The following is a 17537-nucleotide window of genomic DNA, read 5'->3' as shown; positions in this document are numbered from 1 at the left end:
CTGGGAGCACGGCCACGCTTCGCGCGCCCCGGCGCACGCTGTCTTGCTGTCACGCTTGAGCAGGCAGCACGATCTGGGAGATCAACACGAAAGGTGTGGGATATGACAGTTGGGCCCACCACTCGCAGACGCCAACTTGGCGCCGATCTGCGCCGTCTCCGTGAACACAAGGGCTTGACCCTGGAAGAGGCGGGCGCACTCGTAGGCATCTCAAAGGCGACGCTCAGCCGCTATGAGACCAAGGAAGGATCAGTCAAGTGGCCTGCTGTCGACGCACTGTGCCGTGAGTACGGCACGTCCGACGAAGAACGCCTCGCACTCGTCGAACTCGCGAAGGGCGCCAAGATCCAAGGCTGGTGGAGGTCACTCGCCGATCCCATCCCCGAGTCCATGAATCTCATGCTCACGCTTGAAGACGAGGTGGTGCGTGAAGACCACTACGCCTGCATGTACATCCCTGGCCTCCTCCAAAGCCGCGCCTACGCCGAGGCCGTACACCGCGCCTCGGAGATGCAGTGTTCAGAGAGGGAGGTGCAGCACATGGTCGACATCCGCATGAAGCGACAAGAACTCCTTCAGCGTGATGAACCGCCGCACATCTGGTGCGTGATCGACGAGGCGGCGCTTCGACGCAGTGTCGGCGGGCGCAAGGTCATGAACGAACAACTTCAACATCTTCTGGCCATGTCGGAACTGCCCCACGTCACTGCGCAAGTACTCCCCTTTTCAACAGGAGCTCACGCGGCGGCAGTTGGTAGCTTCGTCGTCTTGCGCGGCCCCTCTCCCGAGTTGGACGTGGTGTACGTAGACATCCTCGGCGGCGGGCTCTTCATGGAGAAGCCACAGGAACTGGGGCGCTATAGGTTGGCGTTCGATTACCTCAGCGCTCAGGCACTCGATCTCGAATCCTCCGCAGCGCTCGTCCATCGCATAAGCAAGGAGTCCTGATGCCCGGATCGCTGGCGCCCTACTGGTTCAAGTCGTCCTACAGCGGCGGTAGCGGCACCGAATGCGTCGAGTGCGCGTACACGAACGAGCTCACCCTCATCCGCGACTCCAAGGACCGAACCGGACCGATAGTCACCGTCCGAACCCAGGCTTGGCAGCTCTTCATACGCCACCTAAGCCAACAAGTTCAGGGCGCCTAACGATTGGCAGCTTTGGGCCACCGCTGCGCGGCTGCGACTAGCTCCCCCAGCACCCTCGAAGGCCCGAATCTGCCAATCACGGAAGGTTCGCGGATTTCTTCAGGAAGGCGGACGTTACTGCGTGCAGTTGGTTCGGCTGATCCAAGTGGAGGTCGTGGGACGTGTCCGGGATGACGGTCGGCTGCGAGTCCGGGCAATAGGTCGGCATGTCGAGGGCCTCGCAACCGGACAAGAAGTCCCACGCTCGCTGACGCACTGCACTCCCGTACCGTCTATCTCGACGCCCTGCTCCTCGGCGCCCTCCAGACAGAGTGGTCGACCGTTCTGGTTCGCAAGTTCGCTGGTTCGGCTGTCGGCCTCGCCTTGTGGCGGCACGCCGGACATTCCACGACCTGCCGCACGCCCCCCTCTTCATGACTCCCCCACCCCTGGGGCGACTTGCCGCTCGGCGGCCGTGATCGCGGCGGAGTGACGGTGATCGTGCCCGAGGTCTTGACAGGAGCTTGTGCGCGTCACAATCTTTGGCAACGTTGTCATATCCCTTGACAACGTTGTCACGCCACGGCTCCGGCGCCACCGCGTGTTCGTCGGCCGCGCTGTTTTCTGATGGGACTCACGTTCATGGCAGGTCAGTCACATGCGCCGCGGGATCCTTCCGGTCCTTCCCGGCGGTCGGTGGTCACTACGGGTTCGACTCTTCTCGCCGGGTTTGGTCTGAACGCTCTGTTTCCGGCGACGAGCGTGGCCGCCGGGGGCGGCGACACGCTCACCGCGGCGGCAGCGCCGTCCGGTGAACTCGCCGCCTACCGGCCCGTCGAGGTCTCCTCGACGGACTACGCGGCGACTCCGGGCGAGTTCGTGGTCGACCGTCTCGCGTCGCCCGGGGTCCGGGGAAGCGGATGGCGTGCGGTGGCGGGGGACGCCCCGCAGTGGATCTCGGTCGATCTGCAGGCCGTCTGCCGGGTCTCGCGGGTTCGGCTCACCTTTGAGGCCGACGCGAGCGATCCGGTTTTCACGCCTCCGGCCACCGGTAACCCGGCCCAGGGCACCACCGGCAAGGAGATCCTGTCCAGTTACGCGCTCGCCTTCGTCGTCGAGACGTCCAGGGACGGTGCCGCTTGGACGAGCGTGTATCGCACGACCGCCGGTACGGGCGGGGTGGTGGACATTCCGCTGACCCCGTCCGTGACGGCACGGTGGGTGCGGATGACGGCTCAGCGGCGGTCCAGTCCCAATCCGCTCGGCCTGAACGGGTTCGAGGTGTACGGCACGGTCGGCGGGCGGCGTCCCGCGGTCACCGGCTGGACCGACTGGGGAACCCACCACGGTGAGGCTCCGCGGCTGGCCGTCGCGGCGGACGGCACGGTGCCGCTGGAGTCGGGCTGGCGGCTGACCCTGGACGACTGGGCCGAGGGCGATGGCCCCGACCTGTCGAAGCCGACCGTGGACACCAGTGGCTGGCTGCCCGCCACCGTGCCCGGCACGGTCCTCGCCTCGCTCGTCGACCAGGGAAAGCTTCCGGACCCGGTCGCCGGCCTGAACAATCTGCACATCCCTGAGGCGCTCTCCCGCCATTCCTGGTGGTACAAGCGTGACTTCGACCTGCCGCCTGGTCTGCGCACCGGTCCTGGCCGCAGGGTCTGGCTGGAGTTCGACGGCATCAACCATCAGGCCGACATCTGGCTCAACGGCCACCAAGTGGGAGGGCTCACCTACCCGTTCGCCCGCTCGGCCCACGACGTGACCGAGTTGCTCGCCGGGAAGGGCGAGGAGGGCAAGAACGCGCTGGCTGTGAAGATCACGCCGATGCCCGTCCCCGGCAGCCCGGGGGACAAGGGTCCCGCCGGGGAGTCCTGGGTGGACGCGGGCGCGGGGCAGATGAACCTCAACTCACCCACGTATCTGGCCGCTTCGGGGTGGGACTGGATGCCCGCCGTGCGGGACCGGGTCTCGGGGATCTGGAACCATGTCCGGCTGAGGTCCACGGGGCCCGTGGTCATCGGGGACCCCCGGGTGGACACCGTCCTGCCGGACCTGCCCGACGCCTCCGTCGCCGAGCTGACCATCACCGTCCCGGTCCGTAACGCCGATGCGGTCGAGCACACCACGACCGTCTCCGCGTCCTTCGGCGACGTACGTGTCTCCAAGGCCGTCACCGTCCCGGCCGGCCGGAGCATCGACGTCTCCTTCGCCCCGGACGCCTTCAGCCGGCTGCGGCTGCGCAACCCCGCACTGTGGTGGCCCAACGGGCTCGGCAGCCCCGACCTTCACGACCTCACCCTGACCGCCTCGGCCGACGGGACGGAGAGCGACCGGCGCACCACCCGCTTCGGTATCCGCCAGTTCGGCTACGAGCACGACGTGCCGCTGCCCTTCACGTCGTCCGGCGACGCCTGCACCCAGTCGCTGGAGGTCGGAAGGCAGCAGGCCCGGTATGTGCGGGTCAAGTGCCTGACCAGGGCCACGGACTGGGGCAACTCCCTGTGGACCCTGTCCGTGAAGGACAGCGCCAGGCCGGGCACCGACCTCGCCCTGCACGCGAGCGCCACCTCCTCCACGACGGACGGCGACGACCACGGCCCCGGCAACGCCACCGACGGTGACCCCGGCACCCGCTGGTCCTCGGCCTACCAGGACGATCAGTGGATCCGCGTGGACCTGGGGTCCCAGCAGTCCTTCGACGGCGTCGACCTCGTGTGGGAGCAGGCCTACGCCCGGACGTACGTGGTCCAGGTGTCCACGGACGACTCGACCTGGACGGACGTGAAGTCCGTGGACAACACGGCCGTACCGCTGCCGTTCAACACCGACCGGGCGAGCCTGCGGGTCGAGGACTTCACTGCCCGCACCGCCCGCTTCGTGCGGATCAACTGTGGTATTCGTCAGACCAGTTGGGGTAACTCCCTGTGGTCCCTTTCCGTGATCGACAGTTCGCGTCCGGGCACCGACCTGGCACTGCACAAGCCGGCCACGGCCTCCACGGAGGAGTCCGACCATCCGGCGGCGGCAGCCACCGACGGCAGCCCCGACAGCCGGTGGTCGTCGCAGTACGAGGACCACCAGTGGATCCAGGTCGACCTCGGCTCCGCGCAGAGTTTCGACCGGGTGGCCATCCTGTGGGAGCAGGCCTATCCGAAGAGCTACGTCATCCAGGTGTCGTCCGACGGTGACACCTGGACGGACGTGAAGTCCGTGGACAACACCCCGGAGCCGCTGAAGATCAGCGTGAACGGCGTACGGGTGCTGGCCCGGGGCGGCAACTGGGACTGGGACGAACTGCTGCGGCGGATGCCGGCCGAGCGGATGGACGCGGCGGTGCGCATGCACCGCGACATGAACTTCACGATGATCCGCAACTGGGTCGGCAGCATCAACCGCGAGGAGTTCTACGCCAGTTGCGACGAGCACGGCATCCTGGTGTGGAACGACTTCCCCAATGCCTGGGCCATGGACCCGCCGGACCATGACGCGTTCAACGCGATCGCGCGCGACACCGTACTGCGCTACCGCATCCATCCCAGCGTGGTGGTGTGGTGCGGCGCCAACGAGGGCGACCCGCCGGCCGCCATCGACAAGGGCATGCGCGACGCCGTGGAGCAGCAGGCCCCCGGCATCCTCTACCAGAACAACTCCGCCGGAGGCATCATCACCGGCGGCGGCCCCTACAACTGGGTGGAGCCCGAGAAGTACTACGACCCGTCGACCTACGGCAGCAAGAGCTTCGGATTCCACACCGAGATCGGCATGCCGGTCGTCTCCACCGCCGAGAGCATGCGCAACCTGGTGGGCGACGAGAAGGAGTGGCCGATAGGCGGAGCGTGGTATTACCACGACTGGAGTGAACACGGAAACCAGGCCCCGCAGCAGTATCGGGCGGCGATCGAAGCGCGTCTGGGCACCGCGACGGGCCTCGACGACTTCGCCCGCAAGGCGCAGTTCGTCAACTACGAGAACGCGCGCAGCATGTTCGAAGCGTGGAACGCCCACCTGTGGGACGACGCCAGCGGCCTCATGCTGTGGATGTCCCACCCCGCCTGGCACAGCACCGTCTGGCAGACCTACGACTACGACTTCGACGTCAACGGCACCTACTACGGTGCCCGCACCGCCTGCGAGCCCCTGCACGTCCAGGCCGACCCGCTGAAATGGCAGCTCCTCGTGGTGAACCACACGCGCCGCGCGGTCGAGGGCGCGACCGTCACCGCCCGGATCCACGACCTCACCGGTCGCCAGATCGGCGGGACCAGGAAGGCCGTGGTCGATGTCGCGTCGGCCGCCACCACCCGCACCTTCGCCGTGGACTGGACCGATGACCTGCCCGATCTGCACCTGCTGCGCCTGACCCTCGAGGACCACGCGGGTCGTACGCTCTCGGGCAACACCTACTGGCGCCATCGGACCCCGGCCGCGATGAAGGCGCTCAACGACCTCCCGCGGGTCGGGCTCTCGGCCTCGATCACCCGCGTGTCGCGCTCCGGTACCCGCCATGAGCTGACCGCCGTCGTCAAGAACCGTGGGGCGGCCCTCGCCCCGATGGTCCGGATGTCACTGCTGGACGATCACAGCGGTGACCGCGTCCTGCCGACGCTGTACAGCGACAACTACCTCTGGCTGCTGCCCGGCGAGTCGCGGACGGTCACCCTGTCCTGGCCGGCTCACGCGCTGCCGTCGAACCGTCCGGCGCTCAGCGTGTCCGCCTACAACGCACCCCGCACGGTCGCCCGCGGGTAGGGCGGCCGTCGAGCCCCCGTTCGTGCGCGTTAGCCTCGGTTTGTTCGACAGACGCAGGCAGGAGCGGGAGGCAGCAATGGCGAAGGTACCGGCCGCGGCGGTGGCCGCGGGTGGGCTCATCGGCGGGTACGGCGTGGCCCGGTGGACCAGGAAGCGGCAGCTCGGTGGGGTTGTGCTGGCTACCGTCGGGGTCACGGCGGCGCAGCAGTGGCGGCGGCAGGCGGGCGGGAAGGCCGCCGGGGCGCTGACCGTCGAAGTCGCTGCAAACGCTGTGTCCCACGCAGGTCGTGTCGCTTTACACGGAGGCTGAGCCTCGGCGTTGTGTCGCGTTACGACGAGCCATCGTGTTCCTTTTCTGACTTCCCGCTGTGACGGAGATCACGGGCTATGGTCTGCCGGGATCTGACTATACGTGGGGCGCGCTGCCACCGAGGACGGCTTGGGTGTAGCTCTTCTTCGGGGACTGTGATGGTCAAGCCGCGAGGGTGTATCCGTCCCGGTCAGGGCTTTCATGGACGCGGTAGTGCCCTGCCCTGGCCTCCTTCTCCCCGTCGGCCTCGTCGCCGTCCGCGTCCGGTTCCAGGCTCGTCTCGGCGAGGTTCAATGGCCCCTTTGTGTTGCGGTGGCGGCGCTGGGAGGGGCGGGCTCCCTCCCAGCCTGGGGCGTCTGTGTCAGGCGAAGTCCCGGCGGCGGCCCGCCGGGACCGCGAGCAGGTACAGCGGCGGCAGGAGCGCGGCCGTGCACACCGTCCACAGGGCCGCATGCGTCCCCGCGTACGTGGCGAGCAGGCCGGCGGTGAGGGCGCCGAGCGGCTGGGCGCCCCAGGAGACGAAGCGGACGGTGGCCATGACACGGGAGAGGAGCTCAGGCGGGGACTCGGTCTGGCGGTGGGTGCGGGTGGTGATCGACCCGATGACGACGCCGAAGGCGAAGCCGGCGTTGCCCAGGGCGAACCAGTAGGCGTCGGCTGCGGACGTGGTCAGCGGGGCCAGCAGGGCGGCAGCGCCGCCGGCCAGCGCGGTCCCAACGAGCCCCCGGGCGGTGCCGAACCGCCGAGTCAGGCGGACCGCCACGGCGGATCCGGCGAGCGCGCCAATTCCGTCCATGGCGAGCACCAGGCCGAGTTGTACGGGCGTCAGTCCGGCCTCACGGACCAGGTAGAGGGGTGTGAGGGCGACCAGGGCGGCGCAGACGAAGTTGGTGGCGGTGGCCCAGAGCATGCAGGGCAGCATCACTGGGTGCCGCGTCACGTACGTCCAGCCCTCGCGGATCAGCCGGAGGGCGCCGTCGCCGGTGCGGGCGGCGGGACGGCGCTCGGGGAGGGTACGCAGCAGCACGGCGGAGAGCAGGTAGCTGGCCGCGTCCACGAGGAGCGCGCCGACCGGGCCCGCGGCGTGCACGAGGAGGCCGCCCCCGGAGGGCCCTCCGGTCTCGGTGACGGCGTGCGTGCCGGACATCAGGCTGTTGCGGGCGGCGAGCTGCCGGTCCGGGACGATGGCGGGCAGAAAGGTCGAGTTGCCGATGTCGAAGAGTACGGTCGCGGCGCCGGTGACCAAAGCGGCGAGCAACAGATGCGGGTAGCTGAGCCGGTCAAGCCACCAGGCGAGCGGGAGGGATCCGACGGCGATGAACCGTACGAGATCGAGGGTGACCTGGAGGCGGCGGAGCGGGACGCGCTGGGCGATCACTCCGGCCGGGAGGCTGAGCAGCAGCCAGGAGATCTGTCCGGCGGCGGCGAGCAGGGCGGCCTGAAGCGCGGTGGCGTCGAGGACCGTGAGGGCGACCAGGGGTAAAGCGAGGGCGGTGACGGCGGTGCCCGCGTTGCTGACGGTGGCGGCGGCCCAGTAGCGCCAGAAGACGGCCGGAGGCGAGGTCGCGTGGTGGGTGCTGCGGCGATCGTGCTCCGGGACCGTCGGTGTCTCGCTCATGCGGCGCCCACCCTCCAGTGAGTCTCTTACGGGAACTTACTTGGTGTGAGTGAGTTCCTATACGGAACTGACCGCATGACGCAAGATGGTTCCGAAGACTGGACGCTGCATCCGGAAGGCAAGGGACCCATGGTCAGGTCGGTGCCCGAGCGGGACGCCGCCTGTGCGATCGCGCAGGCGGCGGCGGTGATCGGCGACTGGTGGAGCCTGCTCCTGGTGCGGGAGACCGCACGCGGGCACCACCGGTTCGACGCGCTTCAGGAGGAGTTGGGGATCTCCCGGAAGGTGCTGACCGAGCGCCTTGCGCACCTGGTGGAGGCGGAGGTCCTGGAGAAGGTTCCGTATCAGAACGGCCCGGTGCGGTACGAGTACCGGCTGACGGAGAGCGGGCGGGGGCTGCTGCCCGTGCTGCTCTCGATGCAGGACTGGGCGGACCGCTGGCTGCTCGGCGACGGCTCGCTGAGCGGCACGGCCGACGAGGAGAGTGCCGAGGCGCGGCGGGTGGCGGGCCTGGTGGGCGAGTGGCTGCCGCGCCTCGAACTGCCGGGGCACCGGGACGGTGAGCCGCTGGACCCGGTGACCGAGGCTGCGGCCACCGTCCTGTTCTGCTACCCGGCGACCGGTCGCCCGGGCCCGCTGCCGGACGGCTGGGCCGACATCCCGGGTGCCATCGGCTGCACGCTGGAAAACCGGCTGTTCCGGGACGCGTACGACGACTTCCGCGCGGCGGGCGCCGAGGTGCGCGGCGTGAGTACTCAACGCCCGGACGAGCAGCGGGTGTTCGCAGTCGAGGAGGGCATCCCCTTCACCCTGCTCTCAGACGTCGACCTGCGCCTCGCCGCCGCTCTGCGGCTACCAGTGTTCCGCGCCGGGCAGGCACTGCGGCTGAAGCGGGCGGTGCTGGTGGTGGACCGCGAACGCGTGGTGCGCCAGGCGCGCTTCCCGGTGACGGACATCCCGGGGGCCGTGCGCGAGGCGCTTGCGGTGGTACGGCGGGTGGCGGCGGGGAGCTGAAGGGCGCGGGCGCGGCGACGGCCGCCCCGGGCATGCCCGCCGAGTCCGTCACGGCGACAGCCACTCCCACCCGCCAGCCGCCCCCCGGAGTTGTTCCGTACCCGACGGAGCCTGCCGTGCACCCTGATCCCCGCAGTCCCTGCAATGGAGCCACACCCAAGTCGAATGGCATGACCTGATCATGATTGATCAGGTCTGCCACCGGGACCGGGAGCGTCTTGCCTCAATCGGCTACGTGGACACCCGGGCCCAGATTGCCTCAGCTGCACGACCCGTACGGGGCCGTGCTGCTGGCGGGGGCGGGGAGGCTGCGGACGTTGCCGCCGACGGCGAGCTGTTTGCGCAGGCGCTCGATCTCGTCATGCTGGGCGGCCAGCCGGGAGATCGCCAGGGCCTGGAACTCGGTCAGTTCCTCGATCTTCGCGTCACGTTTGGTGAGCCTCTCTTTCAGCTCGGCGTTGTGGGTCTTGAGGCGTTCGATCTGCGCGACGCGGGGGTCGACGATCTCTCCGGCGTCCTGGAGCTGCTTCAATCGCCGCTCGAACTCCTCGGCCAGGTGCTGGTAGGCGCCGGGCCTGGGGGTGCCGTCGCGGTTCTTCTTGGGATAGAAGCCGGTGCGGGTGACCCCGGCCAGCGCGGCGAGGGTCTTGAGGTCGGCCTTGCCGCCGGGCGGGAGATTCCCGCTCAGGATCTGTTCCATGGCGGCCCGGATCGCGGCCTCGTTGCGGGCCTTGTCGTCCTCGGTGAGCCGGGCCATCTCAGTCCTCTCCAACGCGTGCCGCCGGAGCGGCGGCATCGATCTCGGCGACGACCCGCTGAGCGCGGTCGCGTTCGGGGATGAGCCGCATCTTCTCGCCCTTGGCGACGCGAGGGCTCTCCACGAAGGTCTCGATCGTGGCGATCTGGCCCAGCCAGACGGACCGGTGGCGGCGATGGTGGGTGGCCTGCGGACAGCGGGCCGAGTCGCACATCCCCACCAGGGGCCGCTTGGCGCCCGGGGTGCCGGCCAGCCGAAGGCACAGAGCCTTGGACGGATCGCGGAACCAGCAGAAGTTCGCCGGGCCGACGTGCAGCGTCTTCGCCTGCTTGCGCAGCAGACTCTCCAGGTGCCGGTCGTCCTGGAGGACCTTCGGGTCAGTGCGGGCCGCGTCCTTGAGCTCGGCGTCCACGTGCCTGAACGCGTCGATCAGGCCCCTCGCACCCGGTCCGGCAGGCATAATGCCTGCCTGGACTTCCCGGAATGCCTCGACCGTCAGCCGCACGTGATGGGCCTCCTCGGCCTGCCGCATCTCGGAGTGGAACAGCCGCTGGGACCCGCCGGGGCGGGCGGCATAGCCTTCCGTTGTGGCCACAGAGATGTGTTTAAGCCCAACCTTCGCCGCCAGCAGGCCGCCCGGCCGTTCGGCGATCGACAGGGCCAGCGTGCGGCGCAGCATCCGGGCGTTGGACGGCCCGTTGGGGATCTTCGGAAGCCCCCAGTGTTCTTGGTAGCCCGTCCGCTCCAGCCAGTTGCGGAGATTTGTCACCCGGTCGGTGAGGCCGATGGAGCCGAACAGTGCTTCCCCCTTCGGCCGGCTGGTCAACCGCTCGGCGAGGGCGACGGCACGGTCGACCTGCTCGATGACTACCCATTCGTCCGGCACCCCGCCGAACTTCTGGTTCTTGATCAGCCGTCCCGCCAGTCGGAACCGTCTGCCGCCGCCCGGGGTGGCCGCCGAGTGGCGGCAGCCCGTCTCGATCTCCAGCAACTCGCTGGTCCGCATGCCACTGAGCGCGCACGTCAGCACCAGGCAGGCCGTGACCACGTAGTCCGTCAGGATCCGGATGTCGTCCACGGCCACTGGGCCGGTCCACGGGACCAGTGCGCCATCGTCGAGCCGCGCGACCGGGGCCGCCTGCCGTGCCCACGGTTCCTGGAATCCCATCTCGCCCGCTACCTCTTCCAGCAACGGCGTGACGGCGTGGTAGGCGGCATCGCTGAAGCGGTGGGCGCCGATCTTATGGGCCAGTGAGCTCCAGGACAGCTCGCTGAGCGGGCCGTCGCCGCAGCGGAGGGCACGTCGGACCGCCTGATTCTGGGCGATGGCTGGCAGCGGCTCACCGCTGGCTCTCATCTCCTCGATGACCTGCCGTAGTTCGGGGAGACGGTCCAGGGTGAGGTTGGGCAGTGTCTGTGCGACCGCGGTATCGGCCCGTACCTCATCGAGCAGGTCCGCGAGGTGGGGACCGATCACGTCGACCAGGTAGATACAGGTGGCCAGCAGCGGCTGGAGCAGGGAGTCGGGAACCGGATGAGTGCGGTTCCCTTCGTCGGACAGCCGGCCGACGACCTGTGCGGACGTCATGCCCTCCCACGGCGCGAACCGGGCGGCGTATCGGTCGGTGGACAGCAACTCGCCGTACAGAGCGAGAAGTTGCATGACCCGGACGATCTCATGCGTCGTCTTCGGCTCCAGCCGACGTCGCGGCTTGCCGGGGACGGGAACGCTCCAGGAGCGCTCTTCCAGGTAGTACTCGCACATCTCCTGGGGGACGTCCTCCAGGCGGGTCACTCCTTGCCTGGTCAGCCAGTTGAACCACTCGGTTAGCCGCTGCAGGAACCGGAAGCAGGTCCGCGGGCTGCGGACCGACCGGATCGCGAGCGCGCACTGAAGTACCGACTCGTGCTGCGGGGCGAGCAACGCCAGCAGCACCTCCTTGGCCACCACCCGCCACGACGGGTTGATGATCTCGGCGAAGTCCCAGATGTGTTCGTGGTCGCTCATCATTCGATGGGCGTCCAGCAGGCCCGAGAGCACCCACCGGTCGTACTCGAACAGCGGCCGTTCTGCCCCCGGGGCCAGTCTGAGCCCGGCTACGTCACAGACGTCGGCCCCGGCGAAGACCGAGACGGTCCGCAGGGGGTACGGGTAGGCGGGGGCGGGACGGTGCATCATGCGGTGGCCTCCTCGGGGCGGAGCGGAAGATCGGTGTCGTCGTCGGCGACTTCGAGTTCGCCCTTGGCCTTCGCCTCGTCGGAGAGCTTGGGCAGGATCTGGTGGGTCAGGCGGTCGGAGTACGGGCCGAAGGTCCGGATGAACTGCTCGGTCGGCATCTGCCGGAACTGCCGGGCGAAGAAGGCCTTGAGCCGCAGCAGATTCCCGGCGTGACGCGGCAGGAACACCGCCAGCGGACACAGCAGGCACACCCAGGGCCTCGCTGGACACGGCTGCCCGGCGGGACCATGGACGCCGGCCAGCTGGTCGGCACAGGCCGCAGTGAACACGTCCCTCTTACCGCCGACCAGCTCGGCGATGGCCGCCGTATCCAGTCCGAGCCGCCCTACTTCGTCGGGGAAGCCCTCGGCGAACTCGGCGGCGGCCTCGCTCGTCAGGACGACCGGCGGCAGTGCCTTGCGCAGGATGTCGCCCTGCCCGTCCTCGATGATCGACTCCACCGCGTCCAGCTGGGCCGGGGTGGTCGGGGTGACGTAGTGGTCGCCCTCCGTGCGAGGGGTGTGATTCGGGTCGATGGTGGCCCGGCCCGTCCACCCGCGTCTGGCCAGACGTTCCTCATAGGTCGCGCGGATCCGGCCGCGGTGGACCCCGAACCTCTGCCCCGCATCGTCCAGCAGATCCAGCCGCCGCAGCACGCGGCGCTGGGCCTCGCCACTGGTCGGCGGCCCGACCACCCGCTCCGCGACCTCGGGGGCACTCGAAATCCACAGCGCGTCCCGGAACCTGTCCGGCGCGAACTGCCGCAGCACCGCGGAGTACTCCAGCCACCGCTCCAGGAGGCGCACGGCCTGTTTCGGGATGTTCGCACTCTCCCGCGACGTACGGCCCTTGAAGTAGCTCAGCAGGATTGTCGCGTCACCGGCCCAGTCCACGTCCTCCAGGCCCAGGTCGTTGATGCCATCCGGCACGATCCCGGAGTAGATCCCGAACAGCAGCGCGTAGGAGATCTGGACCGTCCGGGTCGGGAACAGGTCCTCGCGGACCTGACGTACCACTCGATACGCGCCGTCCCCCGGTCCCCACGACTCTATGCCCAGATAGGTGAGGTAGCCGTTCTCGTAGGACAACGGGCCATCCCGCAGCATCAGCCAGGCGACGTCCTCTTCGCGACTGAGCCCACTCGTTTTGGGATCGGTGCCCGTCTTCGCCAGTGCCAGGATCCGCTTGTGACGCTTCCAGCTGTCATCGACGACGCCACGGAAGGTCGCCTCCAGCCGCTCCCACTCGCTGTCGGTGTAGGCCTGATTGGGCCGGTAGCGGGGCCTGGCCTGCACCTGCCCGCCCTCCAGGTAGGCGCGAACCTCCGGACGCAGACCGCCCGTTACCGCGTCGTACCCCTTCAACAGCCTGCGGGTGTCGCGCTCCCGGCCGTGCGAGCTGGCCATCCAGTACCGCATCAGCACGGCGCGAGTCAGTTCGGAGGCCGGCCCGGTGAACCCCGCCTCGCTCAGCTTCTTCACCATCTGTCGCACGGCCACTGCGTAGGTGGACGCGGTTCGCTTCGCCTTGATCTCGCCGTGCGGATGGGCATTCGCAGCCAGTCCCTGAGCGAGATCTTCCGCGAGCTGCTGGTTGGGCAGCCCCGCCAACCGGGCGGTCCACTCGCTGCCGTCGGCGAGGAAGAAACGCACGGCCAGCGGCTCGTGCATGACAGTCGCGGGCATCAGTCGTCATCCTCATCGTCGAACTCGGCTGCCACTTCGGCGGCAGCGGCCAGATCGGCGCCGACCGCCGTGTCCTTGTAGGCGTCGCGGAAGATCCGGGTGACGTCCAGTCGAGCGATGTAAAGCTCCGTGGAGGTGACACTCCAGTGACCCAGCAGGTCCCGCAGGATCAGCATCGGCTCGTGTTTCAGCAGGTAGAGGGCCATCGCGGCGTCGTCACCAGTCTCGGTCACCAGCGCGGCGGCGCGCTGGTAGTAGCCCGTCATCAGCCCTTCAAGGGTGTGCATGGCCATGGAATGCCGCAGCCGGTGCGGAGCCACCGTCGGGAACCGCGGCTCGTACCGCTCGCGGATACGCGCCGAGGTCCGACGGAACACCGTCGCCCAGTCCACGAACGGTTCACCTGTGGACTGCAGCGCCACCAGCGGCGACTGGCCCTCCGGCGTCACCAGCCGCAACCGCTCGGCCGGCCGCAGCTTCTTCCATGACCTGCGTACCCCGTTGAAGTGGGCGCCTTCCCAGTCGGGTTCCTCCACGAGCAGCGGCGGGCCCAGCTTCGACGGCGGCCGCCATTTGAAGCCCTCCGCCGACGCTGCCCGGTCCAACTCGATGTACTGGTGCATCGCGGCCAGCCGCTCGTAGTGGACCCACGTCGTACGGTCCTTCTCGCCCTTCGTGATCGCCCGCGCGAGCGGAAACAGGACCGGCAGCGTCGTCGGGCGCGGCGGCAGCGGCGGCACCTCGTAGATCGTCAGGTGCGTGAACTCCTTGCTCCGAAGGCCGCTGGAGAGCACCAGCCCGGCCACCGACGAGTTCCGGGCTCCCTCCCGAACCCTCCGGTAGCGGGTATCCGGTTCACCGTCAGGCCCCAGCCCCTCCAGGGCGTACACGAACAGATCGGCGAAGTCCCGCTCCAGATGCTTGATCGTCGTGTGTGGCCGCGGTGTGCGCAGCTTGGCGAGATTGCGTTCCACCTCGACCAGGACACCGTGGGCCATCCGCTTGCCTATCCGGTAGGTGAACGGCACCGCCGTGGTCAGCCCCTCGTCCTGAGCCCACCGGTAGAAATGCGACAGCATCCCCATGTGCAGGTTCCACGTGGTGTGGTCCCACCGGTTCTCCAGCTCGCCGGCCAGCCGGTACTGGGCGTACATGCTCAACGCCGCCCGGAGAACCTCTCGTTCATCAAACAGGTGGACACCGCAGCCCTTGAGGTACTTCATCCACTCGCACAGACAGCCGGCGTTGTTCTCCCAAGTTCGCACGGACGGAGCTCCGTTGAGCGGCATCTCGCGCAGCCACCGGTTCACGTGCACCGTGGGCCGCGGAGAGCCAGGCCCATCCTCGAAGAGCAGGTCGTCGTCGATCAGGACCGGCATCTGGTCCCGTATGAGAGGGCGGCGAGTCAAGTCCCAGGACTCCCACCCCGTTGCAGAGAAGCTGATCCACCTCATGTGTCGGAGCCTAGATATCCGACACAACTAACTGCAACACACTTCCAATTTCGCCTCTACGTCGATCCTTCAGAAAGGGACACACTCGTTAAGCAGTGACTTCCGTCGCGTACGTCGCCGCCTTCGCCGGGTCCCACCCGCTGGCCAAGAAGGTGGGGGCCTGGCCCTCCGTGTTCGGTGTCGCCGGGGCCGTGGCCCTCGCCTCGTGGGCCGTGGCCGACCGGCGGTCCTGAGCAAGCACAGAGCCCCTCGGCGTCCGAGGGCCTGAGGCCTACGAGGCCGCGGCGGCGGACATGGACTCCGGGAGTGGGACCGGGCCCGGGACCGGAGTTGGTTCCGTGCTCTGGAACGCGCGGCGGTACGCGTACGGGCTCGTCCCCACCACCCGCTTGAACCGCTCCCGGAACGCCGTCGGTGAGCCGAACCCCGCCTGGGCCGCGATGCGTTCGACCGGGTACGCGGTCGTCTCCAGCAAGTACTGGGCGCGGCGGACACGGGCGCGGTGCAGCCACTGGAGCGGTGTGGTGCCGGTCTGTTCGCGGAAGCGGCGGTTGAGCGTACGGGTGCTCATGCCGGCGTGGGCGGCGATGTCCTCCAGGGTCAGCTCGCGGTCCGCGTTCTCCTCCAGCCAGCCGAGGAGGGGCTCCATCGTGGTGCCCGCCGGTACCGGGGGCTGGTCGTGGATGATGAACTGGGCCTGGCCGCCCTCCCGTTCGAGGGGCATGACCGACATCCGGGCCGCGTGCGCGGCGACCGCCGAACCGTGGTCGTTGCGGATCATGTGCAGGCACATGTCGAGGGCCGCGGCCGCGCCCGCCGAGGTGAGGAACTGGCCGTTGTCGACGTAGAGGACGTTCGGGTCGACGGTCACGGCGGGGTACCTGGCCGCCAGGTCCGCGGCCGCGACCCAGTGGGTGGTGGCGCGCAGTCCGTCCAGCAGGCCGGTGGCGGCGAAGAGGAAGGCGCCGACGCAGATCGAGGCGATCCGGGTGCCGTTCGCGGCCGCCGCGCGCAGTGCCTCCTTCACGCCGGGCGGGAGCGGGGCGGTCGGGTCGGCGACGCCGGGCAGGATGATCGTGTCGGCCTCGGCGAGCGCCTCCAGGCCGTAGGGGGCGCGGATCGTGAACGGGCCCGCGCTCACCTCCTCGTCCGCCGTGGGCGAGCAGACCCGGATCCGGTAGGGCTCTCGGCCGTCCGGCAGCCGGGCCCGGCCGAAGGTGTCGATCGGGGCGGAGAGGTCGAACGGGATGACCTGGTCGAGCGCCAGTACGGTCACGGTGTGCATGACCAAAGCGTAGGCATACGACGGATTGCAGCCAAGGGGGGTCTGTGGCTGTATGGCCTCGTACGGCCGTGCCCGGCTCCGCGGAATCGCGGCGTCGCAGCCCTGGTGAGTATCGTGGCGAGAATCCGTTGGGTCGTGGCAGAAGTGCCGCTTCCGTGTGATCGCGCGCGCCCCTAGCGTCGGCCCGTGAACAAGTTCCTCCTCGCCGTGCACGTCCTCGCCGCGATCGTCGCCGTCGGGCCCGTCACCGTCGCCGCCAGCATGTTCCCGCCCAGTGTGCGCAAGGCGCTCGCCGAGCCCGGGGACGCCCAGGTCCTCTCCACCGTCCGGGTGCTGCACGGCATCTGCCGTGTGTACGCGACAGTCGGCGTCGCCGTGCCCGTGTTCGGGTTCGCCACGGCCAAGAACATGGGCGTGCTCGGCGACACCTGGCTGATCGTCTCGATCGCGCTGACGACCCTGGCCGCCGTCGTCCTCGCCGCGCTGGTCCTGCCCCGGCAGACCGCGCTCATGGAAGGCATAGGAAACATAGGAACCATAGGAAACAGCGGTGCGGGCGAGGCGGCTCGTCGGGCCACCGGCCGGCTCGCCATGTCCACCGGGCTCTTCAACCTCCTGTGGGCCACCGTCACGGTCCTGATGATCGTCCGACCGGGGTCCACCACGGGTGCTTAGCCCTGGGATCCGGCTTCTGCGGGGACAGGCGTACGTCTACGGCCCGTAAACCGTCACTTCTACGGCCCGTAAACCGTCACTTCCGCGGCCCGTGAGTCCCAGCAGTCCCCGGTGTCCCAGAAGTCCCCCACGTCCGAGGACTTCGCCCAGTCCGCCGCCCGGTACCGCCTCGCCACCGCCGTCGCGATCAGTACCCCCGCCGCGACCACCAGGGTGAAGAACGCCCAGGTGAGCGGCCAGACCGTCGCGTCCGGGGGCTCCGGGTGGGAGTGGAAGGACAGGTACATCAGTGCGGCCGGCGGTCCCGCCACCAGTAGCAGGGGCCAGGCCAGCGCGTCCCGGCGGCCGAGGTAGGCGGCCAGGAGCAGCAGGGCCACGCCGAGGAGGACGACGCCGAGGACGGTCACCGAGGTCGTCTCGGTGACCGACCCCTTCGTCCCGGGGCGGTTGCGCAGATCCCAGGGGAGGCAGAGGAGGTACGCCGCGCCGGAGAGGGCGGCGCCGAGCACGCGCGTCAGCCAGCGTTCCGGCCAGGGGCGCGTTCGCAGAGGGCCTAACAGCTTCTCGATCATGCGTACGAGGGTTCCCGTCCGGGCGGCGGGCCGACAGAGTACTCGTACTCAGGTTCCCGTACTCACGTTC

General features: G+C 69.0%; 14 protein-coding genes and 1 pseudogene. 7 read left to right on the top strand and 8 right to left on the bottom strand.

Going from position 1 to position 17537, the window contains the following annotated elements:
- Positions 1-102: 102 nt before the first annotated feature.
- The 4 genes and pseudogenes from OG819_RS18855 to OG819_RS18840 form a co-directional block, all read left to right on the top strand.
- On the top strand, positions 103-948 hold the full coding sequence (locus tag OG819_RS18855) for a helix-turn-helix transcriptional regulator (protein ID WP_266650482.1): 846 nt from the start codon (positions 103-105) through the stop codon (positions 946-948).
- On the top strand, positions 948-1148 hold the full coding sequence (locus OG819_RS18850; protein ID WP_266650480.1) for a DUF397 domain-containing protein: 201 nt from the start codon (positions 948-950) through the stop codon (positions 1146-1148). Before OG819_RS18855 ends, OG819_RS18850 begins: the two co-directional genes overlap by 1 nt.
- A gap of 621 nt (positions 1149-1769) precedes the next feature.
- Positions 1770-5879, top strand: coding sequence for a discoidin domain-containing protein (locus OG819_RS18845; RefSeq protein WP_266650478.1), 4110 nt, complete (start codon positions 1770-1772; stop codon positions 5877-5879).
- 76 nt (positions 5880-5955) lie between these two features.
- A pseudogene (locus tag OG819_RS18840) lies at positions 5956-6159 on the top strand (hypothetical protein); the annotation flags it as partial.
- A gap of 192 nt (positions 6160-6351) precedes the next feature.
- On the opposite strand, the gene OG819_RS18835 reads toward OG819_RS18840, so the two are convergent.
- Positions 6352-6483: a hypothetical protein gene (locus tag OG819_RS18835; protein ID WP_266650476.1), complete on the bottom strand. Its 132-nt coding sequence runs from the start codon at positions 6481-6483 to the stop codon at positions 6352-6354.
- A 67-nt stretch (positions 6484-6550) separates the two neighbouring features.
- A complete protein-coding gene (locus OG819_RS18830; protein WP_266650474.1) occupies positions 6551-7807 on the bottom strand; it encodes an MFS transporter in 1257 nt (418 codons plus the stop codon).
- A 129-nt stretch (positions 7808-7936) separates the two neighbouring features.
- On the opposite strand from OG819_RS18830, the gene OG819_RS18825 reads away from it, so the two are divergent.
- Complete coding sequence (locus OG819_RS18825) at positions 7937-8821, top strand: winged helix-turn-helix transcriptional regulator (RefSeq protein WP_266652735.1); 885 nt, start codon at positions 7937-7939, stop codon at positions 8819-8821.
- 259 nt (positions 8822-9080) lie between these two features.
- Here the strand turns inward: OG819_RS18825 and OG819_RS18820 are convergent, their stop codons facing one another.
- From OG819_RS18820 to OG819_RS18805, 4 genes are read right to left on the bottom strand one after another with little or no spacing between them, the layout of a single operon-like run.
- Positions 9081-9578, bottom strand: coding sequence for a hypothetical protein (locus OG819_RS18820; RefSeq protein ID WP_266650473.1), 498 nt, complete (start codon positions 9576-9578; stop codon positions 9081-9083).
- A 1-nt stretch (position 9579) separates the two neighbouring features.
- Positions 9580-11757: an integrase gene (locus OG819_RS18815; RefSeq protein WP_266650471.1), complete on the bottom strand. Its 2178-nt coding sequence runs from the start codon at positions 11755-11757 to the stop codon at positions 9580-9582.
- Entirely contained in the window at positions 11754-13481 is a 1728-nt protein-coding gene (locus OG819_RS18810; protein ID WP_266650469.1) for a hypothetical protein, read from the bottom strand. The genes OG819_RS18815 and OG819_RS18810 overlap by 4 nt, the downstream gene beginning before the upstream one ends.
- Entirely contained in the window at positions 13481-14935 is a 1455-nt protein-coding gene (locus OG819_RS18805; RefSeq protein WP_266650467.1) for a site-specific integrase, read from the bottom strand. The genes OG819_RS18810 and OG819_RS18805 overlap by 1 nt, the downstream gene beginning before the upstream one ends.
- Positions 14936-15030: 95 nt before the next feature.
- On the opposite strand from OG819_RS18805, the gene OG819_RS18800 reads away from it, so the two are divergent.
- Positions 15031-15168: a hypothetical protein gene (locus OG819_RS18800; RefSeq protein ID WP_266652952.1), complete on the top strand. Its 138-nt coding sequence runs from the start codon at positions 15031-15033 to the stop codon at positions 15166-15168.
- Positions 15169-15206: 38 nt separating this feature from the next.
- Here OG819_RS18800 and OG819_RS18795 read toward each other — a convergent pair whose 3' ends face one another.
- Complete coding sequence (locus OG819_RS18795; protein ID WP_266650465.1) at positions 15207-16220, bottom strand: helix-turn-helix domain-containing protein; 1014 nt, start codon at positions 16218-16220, stop codon at positions 15207-15209.
- Positions 16221-16406: 186 nt separating this feature from the next.
- Here OG819_RS18795 and OG819_RS18790 point away from each other — a divergent pair, with 186 nt between their 5' ends.
- Positions 16407-16895 carry a DUF2269 family protein gene (locus OG819_RS18790; RefSeq protein ID WP_266650463.1) on the top strand — a complete coding sequence of 163 codons (489 nt, stop codon included), beginning with the start codon at positions 16407-16409 and terminating at the stop codon, positions 16893-16895.
- Between the two features lie 59 nt (positions 16896-16954).
- Here OG819_RS18790 and OG819_RS18785 read toward each other — a convergent pair whose 3' ends face one another.
- The gene (locus tag OG819_RS18785; protein ID WP_266650461.1) at positions 16955-17467 is read right to left on the bottom strand and encodes a hypothetical protein; all 513 of its coding nucleotides are present in this window, start codon (positions 17465-17467) and stop codon (positions 16955-16957) included.
- Between the last annotated feature and the right edge of the window lie 70 nt (positions 17468-17537).

It is taken from the genome of Streptomyces sp. NBC_01549 (assembly GCF_026339955.1).
Lineage (GTDB): Bacteria > Actinomycetota > Actinomycetes > Streptomycetales > Streptomycetaceae > Streptomyces.
This window is presented reverse-complemented; position numbering and strand designations above follow the sequence as displayed.

Excerpts from the sequence above, each read along its gene's own strand:
- OG819_RS18855 (WP_266650482.1), top strand. The coding sequence starts at position 103 with ATGACAGTTGGGCCCACCACTCGCAGACGCCAACTTGGCGCCGATCTG.
- OG819_RS18785 (WP_266650461.1), bottom strand. The coding sequence starts at position 17,467 with ATGATCGAGAAGCTGTTAGGCCCTCTGCGAACGCGCCCCTGGCCGGAA.
- OG819_RS18850 (WP_266650480.1), top strand. The coding sequence starts at position 948 with ATGCCCGGATCGCTGGCGCCCTACTGGTTCAAGTCGTCCTACAGCGGC.
- OG819_RS18795 (WP_266650465.1), bottom strand. The coding sequence starts at position 16,220 with ATGCACACCGTGACCGTACTGGCGCTCGACCAGGTCATCCCGTTCGAC.
- OG819_RS18830 (WP_266650474.1), bottom strand. The coding sequence starts at position 7,807 with ATGAGCGAGACACCGACGGTCCCGGAGCACGATCGCCGCAGCACCCAC.
- OG819_RS18815 (WP_266650471.1), bottom strand. The coding sequence starts at position 11,757 with ATGATGCACCGTCCCGCCCCCGCCTACCCGTACCCCCTGCGGACCGTC.
- OG819_RS18810 (WP_266650469.1), bottom strand. The coding sequence starts at position 13,481 with ATGCCCGCGACTGTCATGCACGAGCCGCTGGCCGTGCGTTTCTTCCTC.
- OG819_RS18805 (WP_266650467.1), bottom strand. The coding sequence starts at position 14,935 with ATGAGGTGGATCAGCTTCTCTGCAACGGGGTGGGAGTCCTGGGACTTG.
- OG819_RS18825 (WP_266652735.1), top strand. The coding sequence starts at position 7,937 with ATGGTCAGGTCGGTGCCCGAGCGGGACGCCGCCTGTGCGATCGCGCAG.
- OG819_RS18845 (WP_266650478.1), top strand. The coding sequence starts at position 1,770 with ATGGCAGGTCAGTCACATGCGCCGCGGGATCCTTCCGGTCCTTCCCGG.
- OG819_RS18820 (WP_266650473.1), bottom strand. The coding sequence starts at position 9,578 with ATGGCCCGGCTCACCGAGGACGACAAGGCCCGCAACGAGGCCGCGATC.